Origin of the sequence: Ulvibacter sp. MAR_2010_11 (assembly GCF_002813135.1) — a bacterium.
In the GTDB taxonomy this organism is placed as follows: Bacteria; Bacteroidota; Bacteroidia; order Flavobacteriales; family Flavobacteriaceae; genus Altibacter.
In genome coordinates, this window is the sequence record NZ_PHTY01000001.1 from 2,673,672 (window position 1) to 2,685,000 (window position 11,329).

Annotated in this window: 9 protein-coding genes and 2 rRNA genes (1 of these 11 running past the window's edge); 6 read left to right on the forward strand and 5 right to left on the reverse strand. The window is 41.2% G+C overall.

What is annotated here, in order from left to right:
- Nucleotides 1-34 precede the first annotated feature (34 nt).
- Complete coding sequence (locus ATE92_RS12300; protein WP_100803997.1) at nt 35-358, forward strand: CCC motif membrane protein; 324 nt, start codon at nt 35-37, stop codon at nt 356-358.
- Nucleotides 359-430: 72 nt separating this feature from the next.
- Here the strand turns inward: ATE92_RS12300 and rocD are convergent, their stop codons facing one another.
- Complete coding sequence (rocD, locus tag ATE92_RS12305; protein WP_100803998.1) at nt 431-1,672, reverse strand: ornithine--oxo-acid transaminase; 1,242 nt, start codon at nt 1,670-1,672, stop codon at nt 431-433.
- Nucleotides 1,673-1,816: 144 nt separating this feature from the next.
- Here rocD and rlmD point away from each other — a divergent pair, with 144 nt between their 5' ends.
- From rlmD to ATE92_RS12320, 3 genes are read left to right on the forward strand one after another with little or no spacing between them, the layout of a single operon-like run.
- On the forward strand, nt 1,817-3,229 hold the full coding sequence (rlmD, locus tag ATE92_RS12310) for a 23S rRNA (uracil(1939)-C(5))-methyltransferase RlmD (RefSeq protein WP_100803999.1): 1,413 nt from the start codon (nt 1,817-1,819) through the stop codon (nt 3,227-3,229).
- Nucleotides 3,229-3,747 (forward strand): DUF6452 family protein, encoded by a 519-nt coding sequence (locus ATE92_RS12315; protein ID WP_100804000.1) that lies wholly within the window; start codon nt 3,229-3,231, stop codon nt 3,745-3,747. The genes rlmD and ATE92_RS12315 overlap by 1 nt, the downstream gene beginning before the upstream one ends.
- 25 nt (nt 3,748-3,772) lie before the next feature.
- A complete protein-coding gene (locus ATE92_RS12320) occupies nt 3,773-4,417 on the forward strand; it encodes a DUF6048 family protein (protein ID WP_232729157.1) in 645 nt (214 codons plus the stop codon).
- Between the two features lie 2 nt (nt 4,418-4,419).
- Here ATE92_RS12320 and ATE92_RS12325 read toward each other — a convergent pair whose 3' ends face one another.
- Nucleotides 4,420-5,577, reverse strand: coding sequence for a class I SAM-dependent RNA methyltransferase (locus tag ATE92_RS12325; RefSeq protein WP_100804436.1), 1,158 nt, complete (start codon nt 5,575-5,577; stop codon nt 4,420-4,422).
- Between the two features lie 113 nt (nt 5,578-5,690).
- On the opposite strand from ATE92_RS12325, the gene ATE92_RS12330 reads away from it, so the two are divergent.
- Both ATE92_RS12330 and ATE92_RS12335 read left to right on the forward strand, forming a co-directional pair.
- Nucleotides 5,691-6,422: a bifunctional 2-polyprenyl-6-hydroxyphenol methylase/3-demethylubiquinol 3-O-methyltransferase UbiG gene (locus tag ATE92_RS12330; protein ID WP_100804002.1), complete on the forward strand. Its 732-nt coding sequence runs from the start codon at nt 5,691-5,693 to the stop codon at nt 6,420-6,422.
- On the forward strand, nt 6,422-7,087 hold the full coding sequence (locus ATE92_RS12335) for a ZIP family metal transporter (protein ID WP_100804003.1): 666 nt from the start codon (nt 6,422-6,424) through the stop codon (nt 7,085-7,087). The genes ATE92_RS12330 and ATE92_RS12335 overlap by 1 nt, the downstream gene beginning before the upstream one ends.
- A gap of 18 nt (nt 7,088-7,105) precedes the next feature.
- Here ATE92_RS12335 and ATE92_RS12340 read toward each other — a convergent pair whose 3' ends face one another.
- The 3 genes from ATE92_RS12340 to ATE92_RS12350 form a co-directional block, all read right to left on the reverse strand.
- On the reverse strand, nt 7,106-7,726 hold the full coding sequence (locus ATE92_RS12340; RefSeq protein ID WP_100804437.1) for a hemolysin III family protein: 621 nt from the start codon (nt 7,724-7,726) through the stop codon (nt 7,106-7,108).
- An 898-nt stretch (nt 7,727-8,624) separates the two neighbouring features.
- Nucleotides 8,625-8,732 (reverse strand): 5S ribosomal RNA (gene rrf, locus ATE92_RS12345).
- A 209-nt stretch (nt 8,733-8,941) separates the two neighbouring features.
- Nucleotides 8,942-11,329, reverse strand: a 23S ribosomal RNA gene (locus ATE92_RS12350) (it continues 455 nt past the right edge of the window).

The following is an 11,329-nucleotide window of genomic DNA, read 5'->3' on the forward strand; positions in this document are numbered from 1 at the left end:
TATAACTGTTAATCAACTAAATACAATTTCAATTATGGAAAAACAAAAATTACCTAACTCAACCCTTATTCTAGTTTTCGGGATTATTTCGATAGTAACTTGTTGCTGTTATGGAGTCTTGGGACTTATTTTTGGAATCATCGCTATGGTGATGGCAAAAAAAGCTACCGCATTATACATGGCAAATCCCGAACTATATTCCGGGTATCAAAATGTGAAAACAGGTAAGATACTTGCTATTATTGGTATCATTCTTAACGTGCTCTATTTAGGATATGTAATCTTCCTATTTGCAACCTTAGGTATGGATGGTATTATGAACATGAATCAGGATATCATGGAACAATACGGAATGTAATTTTTAATTGCCTTCATAAAAAAAGCGTCAATCCTAAAATTGACGCTTTTTTGTTTTTATCAATTTATAACTCTATTCAAATTCTGTAAGTGTTGCAATAATAATAGCCACACAATCTCTTAATTGCGTCTCGTTCATAACCAAAGGTGGTGCAAAACGAATAATGTTACCGTGTGTTGGTTTAGCTAGAAGTCCATTGTCTCTAAGTTTTAGACAAATATTCCATGCCGTATCACTTTCTTCCGTGTCGTTTATCACTATAGCGTTTAATAGTCCCTTCCCGCGTACTAGTTTTGCAATTGAACTTGTTGCTATATATTTATTTAATTCACTTCTGAAAATTTCACCCAACCTAGCAGCATTTTCAGCTAAATTTTCATCTTTTACTACTTCCAAGGCCGCAATCGCAACTGCCGCCGCAATTGGGTTTCCGCCGAAGGTAGAACCGTGTGTGCCGGGTTCAATAACATCCATGATGGTATTATCCGCTAAAACCGCTGAAACCGGATAGGCTCCCCCACTTAATGCTTTCCCTAGGATAAGAAGATCGGGTTTTACATCTTCGTGATCAACCGCCAGTAATTTTCCGGTGCGTGCAATTCCGGTTTGAACTTCATCGGCAATAAAGAGGACGTTATGTTTTGCACATAATGCTTTCGCCTTTGCCAAATACCCTTCAGATGGAACATAAACCCCTGCCTCCCCTTGAATGGGTTCCACAAGAAATCCGGCTATATTTTTAGAGCTAGTGATCGCTTGCTCCAACGCATTTAAATCGTCGTAGGCTATTTTTATAAATCCTTGTGTGTAGGGTCCAAAATTCTTTCTTGCCACAGGATCGTTAGAAAACGAAATAATAGTAGTTGTTCTTCCGTGGAAATTATTGTTACACACTATAATTTCGGCTTCATTTTCGGCAATTCCTTTTTTCTCATACGCCCACTTTCTACATATTTTAATAGCGGTTTCAACAGCTTCAGCACCCGTATTCATAGGTAGTAGCTTGTCGAAACCAAAATACTGAGTTGCGTATTTTTCATACTTACCCAACATATCGTTGTAGAAGGCACGAGAGGTAAGTGTTAACGTATTTGCCTGCTGCACCATGGCACCAACAATTTTTGGATGACAGTGTCCTTGATTCACCGCAGAATATGCCGACAAGAAATCATAATACTTTTTTCCATCAACATCCCAAACATAAACACCCTCTCCCCTGTTTAAAACTACCGGTAAGGGGTGGTAATTATGTGCTCCGTATTTATTTTCAAGATCGATTGCCTTTTGTGACAAGGTGTGTTCTAAAACTGACATTTTGTAAAAAATTAAAAGTAAAATATTCGTAATTCCTTCTTAGCGGAGAGAAATCATCCTAGCGGGTGCAAATTACTAAATAATTCCCACATTTTTTGAAGCTTCCAATCAATTTAAACGTTCTAATTATGCTATTTTTGCACGATGTCCAGAAGAAAAAACAATCGGAAAATATTTGAGAACTTAGAGGTGATTGATGCCGGAGCCAAAGGGAAAGCTATCGCAAAGGCCCCGGATGGCAGAGTGGTTTTTATCAACAACGCAGTTCCGGGAGATGTAGCTACAATTCAAACGACCAAGCAACGAAAAGCTTATTTTGAAGGATCTGCGATCTCTTTTTCTGAATACTCCAACAAGCGTGTAGACCCTAAATGTGAACATTTTGGAACCTGTGGTGGTTGCAAGTGGCAATTTATGGGGTATGAGCATCAATTGTATTACAAACAGAAGGAAGTTGAAAACAACCTAATTCGTTTGGGCAAGATTGAAATTCCACCAGTAGAACCAATTCTTGGCTCCGCAGAGCAGTATTTCTACAGGAATAAGATGGAATTCTCTTTTAGCGACTCTAAATGGCTTACACTGGAGCAAATTAAGAGTGATGTTGTTATAGAAAACAGAAATGCTCTGGGATTTCATATTCCCGGAATGTGGGACAAGATTTTGGATCTTAATAAATGCCACCTTCAACGTGATCCCAGTAATGCAATTCGGGACTTTATAAAAGCCAAAGCCCAGGAACTGCAACTTAGTTTTTTCAACACCCGTAATCAGGAAGGGTTTTTGCGAACCCTCATGATTAGAACAGCATCAACCGGTGATGTGATGGTGCTGCTTCAGTTCTTTTATGAAGACAAAAAAAATCGGGAACAGCTTTTAGATGCCGTTGCTACTGAGTTTCCGGAAATTACATCATTACTTTATGTAATCAATTCAAAAGGAAACGATACTATTTACGACCAGGAGGTACTAATTCATAGCGGAGACGACCATATTTTTGAAGAAATGGAGGGTCTGAAGTTTAAAATTAACGCCAAGTCTTTTTATCAAACTAATAGTGAACAGGCATACGAATTATATAAGGTTACCCGGGACTTTGCGGGACTAACCGGAAATGAAGTCGTATTCGATTTATACACAGGAACAGGCACCATCGCCCAATTTGTTGCCAAAAAGGCAAAAAAGGTAATCGGGATTGAAGCGGTCTCCGATGCTATTGATGCGGCCAAAGAAAACGCTCTGCTAAACGGTATTGATAATGTAGAATTCTATGTAGGGGATATGAAAAAGGTCTTTAATTCAGGTTTTATAAAGCAGCATGGCAAACCCGATGTTATTATTACCGATCCACCTCGAGACGGCATGCATGCCGATGTTGTTGCTCAATTGCTGGAAATCTCGGCTCCCAAGATTGTATATGTGAGCTGTAACAGTGCAACACAGGCCCGTGATTTGGCACTTTTAGATTCTATGTACAAAGTAAAAAAAGTGCAACCGGTAGATATGTTTCCACAAACTTTTCACGTAGAAAATGTTGTACTTTTGGAAAAACGATAATGGATTCTGAAATCATTTCAGAAAAAGATATGCTAAAAAAAATAATTATACTCATCACAATCTTTACAGCGCTTAACGGCTGTACCCGTGATGATATTTGTAGTGAAGGCACCGCCACCACTCCCCTGCTCATTATCACCTTTAAGGACAGTGCAAATCCGTTGGTAGCCAAAGATGTCCCCAACCTCACTATTGAAACGGCCGACAACAATAGCACACAGGTGATTACACAGACCACTACCGATTCGATTGCCATTCCGCTTAATGTTAGCGCAGATATATCAAAGTATCGTTTTAAGTACGATGACGAGGGCGAAAATCCGAATATGGACATCTTAACTTTTACGTATTCTCGAGAAGACATTTATGTAAATCGCGCCTGTGCCTTTAAAACAGTTTTTGATAATCTGGCTGCGGCCAAAGAAGATGAGGGAAGTGCCAATTGGGTTTTTTCCATAATTGTAGAACAACAACGTATAGAAAATGAAACACAAGCACATATTACTATTTTGCACTAGTATGCTGCTATTGTCATTTTCATTAATGGCACAGCAAGTAGATACTGTTACCGATACGGTTGCTAAAGCTCCGCAAAAGTACGGACTGCGGGTAGGTTTAGATATTTCAAAACCATTGAGGACCCTGCTTGAGGAGGGTTATAGCGGCTTCGAAGTTGTTGGGGATTTCCGGATTACCGAAAAGTTTTATGCTGCAGCCGAAATTGGAAACGAAAAAAAAGACCGATTTGAGGCTAATTTAAACTCCAAAACATCCGGGAGTTATGCAAAACTTGGCTTCGACTTCAATGCATATAACAACTGGCTTGGGATGAACAACGCGATTCACGGTGGGTTACGTTATGGATTTTCGAGCTTTAAGCAGGAGCTTTTGGCATACGGCATTTATACAACCGATCCAACATTTCCCCCTGCCTTTCGGGTAGAACCTGAAGAGTTCACCGGACTAACAGCTCACTGGGCAGAATTTGTTGTTGGTATTAAGACCGAAGTGTTATCTAATTTGTACTTGTCTATAAATTTGCAGTTAAAACGAATGATTTCGAAAGACAAACCTGAAAATTTCGACAATCTGTATGTCCCGGGTTTTAATAGAACATACGACTTCAGTGAGTTCGGCGTGGGGTATGGCTACAGTATTTCGTACTTGATTCCCATCTTCAAAAAGTAGCCTTATTGTTTGCTGGCTTTCTTACTCCCCTCGTACATTTCGTAGAGAACAAATTTACTTTCCAGCTTTCCATTGTAGAGTTTTATTTTTCGAGAAGGGCGCAACCCCACATGTTTTAAAGCTTCCATATTGCTGGTAATCATCCATGCTTGCGTTCCGGGATAACCATGTTTTAAGGTAGTTCCTATGTTTCCGTAGAATTTTTCGATATCATCAACAGATATTCGCTCATCGTATGGGGGATTAAAAATCATATACAACTGACGCCCGGTTTCTTTCTTACTATCGAAAAAATCCTGAGTTTTCAATTCGATAAAATCCTGAAGATTAGCATTTTTTATATTCTCCTTTGCTTTATTAATCGCAACTACATCTGTATCGGAGCCATAAATCTTAAAATGAAAATCACGAACCTTTTTAAGAGCTGCAGCTTCAATGAGTTCATAAAGATCTACATCGAAATCGGGCCATGTTTCAAATCCGAATTCCTCTCTGTTCAAATTAGGGGGAATATTGCACGCAATCATGGCGGCTTCAGTGAGAATAGTACCACTTCCACACATGGGATCCATAAAATCACAATGCCCCGTCCAACCGGACAACATAATCATTCCTGCAGCCAGTACTTCGTTGATGGGAGCAACAGTACTTTCAGTTTTATAACCACGTTTGTGTAAAGACTTCCCTGAGCTATCCAGAGATACTGTACATATATTTCTATCAATATGAATATTAATCCGCAGGGTTGGATGGTCCAGATCTACATTGGGGCGCTCTCCTACTCTGTCCCGAAATCGATCTACTATCGCATCCTTTGTTTTAAATGAGATATATTGAGAATGCGTAAATTCTTCAGAGAATACTGTAGAGTCAACTGCCAGAGTGCCGTTCACATCCATATAATCTTCCCACGGCATTTCATATATTTTTTTATACAAATCCTCTTCGGTAAAAATATTAAAGGCGGTAATGGGTTTCAACACTTTGATTGCGATTCTGCTGCACAAATTTACTTTGTACATAAAGCCTGTATCCCCTTCAAATGAAACATTTCGAGTCCCTATTTCTATTTCGGAAGCTCCCAATTGTCGTAATTCCTGTGCTAATAACTCTTCCATCCCATAAAGAGTCTTGGCCACCATTTTAAAATTTTTTCCCATATTCATTTCCCGCTTAGGCGAGATACCATTTAATTATCCCGATTTAAATTAAACAAACTTCAGTTTAATAAAGGAACAAAAATACAGTATTTTAGCAGCTCAATAATCCATTAATGCAAAAAGAAACTGATAATTGGTACGCCTCCTGGTTCGATACTCCTTTCTATCATATTTTATACAAGGATAGAGACTACAAAGAGGCCGGGTTTTTTATGCAGCGACTTACCGAGTTTCTAAGTCTGCCTAAAGGCGCAAAAATACTGGATTTGGCTTGTGGAAAAGGACGTCATTCTAAATACCTTAATGAATTGGGCTACGATGTAATTGGAGCCGATTTGTCGCAATCCAGTATCAATTACGCCAAACAGTTCGAAAATGAAACGCTTCACTTTGAAGTTCACGATATGTGTAAATCGTTTGTTACTAAATTCGACGCTATTTTCAATCTTTTCACCAGTTTTGGATATTTTAAAAATGAAGAAGATAATCTAAGTACCATTCAAGCGATAAAAAACGGTCTGAAACCCAACGGCTTCGGCGTTATTGATTTCCTGAATGTGGAACATGTTCGTAAAAATTTAGTAGCCTCAGAAACAAAAGTGATTGAGGGAATAAAATTTCAGATAAATAAAAGAATTACAGATGGTTATATTTTTAAGGAAATAGAATTTGTTCATGAGAAAGAAAACTATCACTTTACGGAACGTGTAAAATCAATTAGCCTCGAAGATTTTAAAATGTATTTTGACGCAGCCGGGGTGCAATTATACAGTTGTTTTGGCGACTACCATCTAAATGTGTTCGACAAAAGTAAGTCTGAACGCCTAATCCTTATTTTTCGATAATGAAATACGCCTTGTTATTTCTGGCCGTAGCCTTTGGATATCTTATTGCGCGAGTTCTCAAGACCAAGGAGATAACGCAAATGTCATTACTGCTAGCGTTTAGTGGGGCTTTTCTCTTGTCCATGACTATTTTGGAGCTACTGCCCGAAGTATTTGAAATGCCAAAAGACCGGATTGGGATTTTTATAATGGGAGGTATTTTACTGCAGATTTGCCTGGAGTTTTTTTCGAAAGGAGCCGAACACGGTCATATCCATGTGCATTCCGAAAAAAGAGACTTCCCCTGGCTCTTGTTTATAAGCTTATCGATTCACGCCTTGTTGGAAGGATTTCCAATTTCAGATGAAAACAATATTCTGGTAGGGATTATAGTTCACAAGGTGCCGGTAGCACTTATCTTATCTTTTTTCTTTATTAAAGCAAAGTACAGCAATACCGTTACCATTGCCTTTATGACGTTCTTTGCCCTGATGACACCAATAGGAAATTACCTATCGGGGTTTGAGACTTTACAGGCATATCATACTGAAATTACAGCCATTGTTATTGGGATATTTCTACATGTTTCTACTACTATTTTATATGAAAGCAGTAAAGACCACAAATTCAATCTGGCAAAGTTAGTCACTATAATTCTGGGTATTGTTGTGGCTTACTTTATCTAAAGCTATCTCCCTACTCCATTAAATAACGTCCAAAAAGATAAAGAAGAAGTGAGAAATACTGCCACCTAGCACAAAGAAATGCCAGATTACGTGGTTATAGGGGATTTTCTCAATGACATAAAATACAATTCCCAAAGTATAAAAAGCACCGCCCAGCATCAGTAAATTAATGCCTGTGCTTGATTGAAGTGACATTAGGTTACTGAAATCAATTACAATAAGCCACCCCATTATCAAATATAACAGTACCGATAGAATTTCGAATCTTCCTGTAAAAAACAACTTCAAAATAGTCCCAATTCCTGCTATTCCCCAGACAATCCAAAAAATCATCCAGCCCGATGTCTGTTCCAGCGAAATAAGAGCCACTGGAGTATAGGTGCCGGCAATGAGCAAATAGATACTTATATGATCAATTTTGCGTAGCCTGTTCTTCCATTCTACGTTACTAATTGCATGATAGATACTGGATGCAGCGTACAAAATAATTATTGAAAGTGCATAGAGAGAAATACTAAAGCTGCTATACGGAGTTTTACCTGTATCGTAAACCAGCAACAATATCAGACCAACAATGCCCAACAACACTCCTATCCCGTGGGAAGCAGTATTCCAAATTTCCTCTGTTTTTGTTTGCATGTTTCTCTTTTTTTTGGGCAATCCCCTTCTTCGCCGGCCTACTTTTCCAAAGTATTTCGGCTGAGAAGGGTCGGGCAATCCGCTATATCCCCCAATCAAGTTGGGCGGATGTCGCTGCTATCCCTATTGCAAGTTTACAATTTATAATGGCCAAATAATGCCTGAAGCTATAAAAAGTGTTGCCAAAATAAAGGTTCTTTTAATACTATAGTAATTAATTTGGATTCTTCAGTCTTTGTCATCCCGCACTTGCCTGCGTTGAGCTGCCACACTGAGCGTAGCCGAAGTGAAGCCGATGTGACACGGGAACATAAAAACGACCCGACTTTCTAAAGAATCGGATCTTATAGAAGGTTTACCCAAACTCGAAGAGGGTGGACGGCTCTAAATAATATACAACATCAAAATCCTGAGTTCTGTATCTTATAAAATGTACAAAACTCAGAATTTTGGCACCATGTCCCTTGTGGAAATTGGTCTTGTCATTTTGAGCTTGACTCAGAATCCATAAAAAGTCCCTCTTCAATAAAATGATAAGGATAATTAGATGACGTCTCAATAGTATGAAACAACCAAAACCTTTAAAATTGTAGTTTTGAATGTACAATTTTAAAGGTTTTGGTTACCACACCACGTGTGGAAGTTAGTCCTGTCATCCCGCACTGGCCTGCACTGAGCGTAGTCGAAGTGACACGGGAACAAAAAAAAAGACCCTCATCAAATAAATGATGAGGATAAATAGATGACTGCTCAATAGTACTAAAACAGTCAAAATTGCCAAAGTGGTATCTTAAAACTATCACTTTGGCAATTTTGACTACCACACCCCTTGTGGAAGCGTCGCATAAATTTACTCCAAAAAAAAAGACCCAACCATTTACATGATTGAGTCTTTATAAGAAGGCGGCGACCTACTCTTCCACAAGTGTAGTACCATCGGCGCAAACGGGCTTAACTTCTCTGTTCGGAAAGGTAAGAGGTGAGCCCCGTCGCTATAACCACCTTAGTTGTAAGTGAGTGGTGAGTGGTGAAGTGTGAGTCGTAATTTCGATTCACTGTTCACTGTTCACTATTCACTGTCCGCTATTGGCGGACAAATATCTTAACATATTGAAAAAAGAAATAAGAAAATGCATGTAAATAAGGTAATTGATCCTCATTATAGGTATGCAAAAGAGTTAGCTTCCCCCCAACCTAGATTGGAGGGAAACGACGTACATAAGCATACGGGTTATTAGTATCACTCGGCTACGTACGTTACCGCACTTACACCTGTGACCTATCAACGTGGTAGTCTCCCACGACCCTTTAAAGAAATCTCATCTTGTGGTGGGTTTCGCGCTTATATGCTTTCAGCGCTTATCCCTTCCCGACGTAGCTACCCAGCAATGCTCCTGGCGGAACAACTGGTACACCAGAGGTCAGTCCAACTCGGTCCTCTCGTACTAGAGTCAGATCCACTCAAATTTCTTGCGCCCACTGTAGATAGAGACCGAACTGTCTCACGACGTTCTGAACCCAGCTCGCGTGCCACTTTAATGGGCGAACAGCCCAACCCTTGGGACCTTCTCCAGCCCCAGGATGTGACGAGCCGACATCGAGGTGCCAAACCCCCCGTCGATGTGAGCTCTTGGGGGAGATCAGCCTGTTATCCCCGGCGTACCTTTTATCCTTTGAGCGATGGCCCTTCCATGCGGAACCACCGGATCACTATGCTCTACTTTCGTACCTGATCGACTTGTAGGTCTCTCAGTCAAGCTCCCTTATGCCATTGCACTCTACACACGATTGCCAACCGTATTGAGGGAACCTTTAGAAGCCTCCGTTACTCTTTTGGAGGCGACCACCCCAGTCAAACTACCCACCAAGCACTGTCCCCAAATTCATGGGTTAGGCTTCAAATAAGTAAAGGGTGGTATTTCAACAGTGACTCCACAACGCCTGGCGACGCTGCTTCGATGTCTCCCACCTATCCTACACATTACTTATCCAAAGTCAATACTAAGCTATAGTAAAGGTGCACGGGGTCTTTTCGTCCCACAGCGGGTAAACGGCATCTTCACCGTTACTACAATTTCACCGAGCTCATGGCTGAGACAGTGTCCAGATCGTTACACCATTCGTGCAGGTCGGAACTTACCCGACAAGGAATTTCGCTACCTTAGGACCGTTATAGTTACGGCCGCCGTTTACTGGGGCTTCAATTCAATGCTTCTCCGACAAGTCGGATGACATCTCCTCTTAACCTTCCAGCACCGGGCAGGTGTCAGGCCCTATACTTCATCTTTCGATTTTGCAGAGCCCTGTGTTTTTGATAAACAGTCGCCTGGACCTCTTCACTGCGGCCCTCAACTTAATGAGGGCGACCCTTCTCCCGAAGTTACGGGTCGATTTTGCCTAGTTCCTTAGCCATGAATCTCTCGAGCACCTTAGAATTCTCATCCCAACTACCTGTGTCGGTTTAGGGTACGGGCTGCTTCACTCGCTTTTCTTGGAAGTCGATACAATGGATTATCACCGCAGCCGTAGCCTTAGTGTACTATCGCCGTGTTACCACTGGCTTCAACGTGCTATTCCGTCAGCACGCACCATCTTTTCGCCTCCGTCACTTTTAACGTGAGCAGGTACAGGAATATTAACCTGTTGGCCATCCACTACCCCTTTCGGGTTCGCGTTAGGTCCCGACTAACCCTCAGCTGATTAGCATAGCTGAGGAAACCTTAGTCTTTCGGTGTGCGGGTTTCTCGCCCGCATTATCGTTACTTATGCCTACATTTTCTTTTCTATCCGCTCCAGCAAACCTCGCAGTTCACCTTCAGCGCAAATAGAATGCTCCCCTACCACTTACATCTCAAGGATGTAAGTCCATAGCTTCGGTAGTATGTTTATGCCCGATTATTATCCATGCCGGATCGCTCGACTAGTGAGCTGTTACGCACTCTTTAAATGAATGGCTGCTTCCAAGCCAACATCCTAGCTGTCTGTGCAATCCAACCTCGTTGCTTCAACTTAACATACATTTGGGGACCTTAGCTGATGGTCTGGGTTCTTTCCCTCTCGGACATGGACCTTAGCACCCATGCCCTCACTGCTGATCAACATTTTATAGCATTCGGAGTTTGTCAGGAATTGGTAGGCGGTGAAGCCCCCGCATCCAATCAGTAGCTCTACCTCTATAAAACTATAAATCAACGCTGCACCTAAATGCATTTCGGGGAGTACGAGCTATTTCCGAGTTTGATTGGCCTTTCACCCCTACCCACAGGTCATCCCAAGACTTTTCAACGTCAACGGGTTCGGGCCTCCACTGTATGTTACTACAGCTTCACCCTGCCCATGGGTAGATCACACGGTTTCGCGTCTACTACTACTAACTATATCGCCCTATTCAGACTCGCTTTCGCTACGGCTCCACCTCTTAAAGGATTAACCTTGCTAGCAACAGTAACTCGTAGGCTCATTATGCAAAAGGCACGCCGTCACAGCTTAAAGCCGCTCCGACCGCTTGTAAGCGTATGGTTTCAGGTTCTATTTCACTCCCTTATTCAGGGTTCTTTTCACCTTTCCCTCACGGTACTGGTTCACTATCGGTCTCTCAGGAGT

Bases quoted from the DNA above. Each gene is read 5' to 3' on its own strand.
- ATE92_RS12335 (WP_100804003.1), top strand. From the start codon at position 6,422: ATGAAATACGCCTTGTTATTTCTGGCCGTAGCCTTTGGATATCTTATT.
- ATE92_RS12320 (WP_232729157.1), top strand. From the start codon at position 3,773: ATGGCACAGCAAGTAGATACTGTTACCGATACGGTTGCTAAAGCTCCG.
- ATE92_RS12300 (WP_100803997.1), top strand. From the start codon at position 35: ATGGAAAAACAAAAATTACCTAACTCAACCCTTATTCTAGTTTTCGGG.
- rlmD (WP_100803999.1), top strand. From the start codon at position 1,817: ATGTCCAGAAGAAAAAACAATCGGAAAATATTTGAGAACTTAGAGGTG.
- ATE92_RS12340 (WP_100804437.1), bottom strand. From the start codon at position 7,726: ATGCAAACAAAAACAGAGGAAATTTGGAATACTGCTTCCCACGGGATA.
- ATE92_RS12330 (WP_100804002.1), top strand. From the start codon at position 5,691: ATGCAAAAAGAAACTGATAATTGGTACGCCTCCTGGTTCGATACTCCT.
- ATE92_RS12325 (WP_100804436.1), bottom strand. From the start codon at position 5,577: ATGGGAAAAAATTTTAAAATGGTGGCCAAGACTCTTTATGGGATGGAA.
- ATE92_RS12315 (WP_100804000.1), top strand. From the start codon at position 3,229: ATGGATTCTGAAATCATTTCAGAAAAAGATATGCTAAAAAAAATAATT.
- rocD (WP_100803998.1), bottom strand. From the start codon at position 1,672: ATGTCAGTTTTAGAACACACCTTGTCACAAAAGGCAATCGATCTTGAA.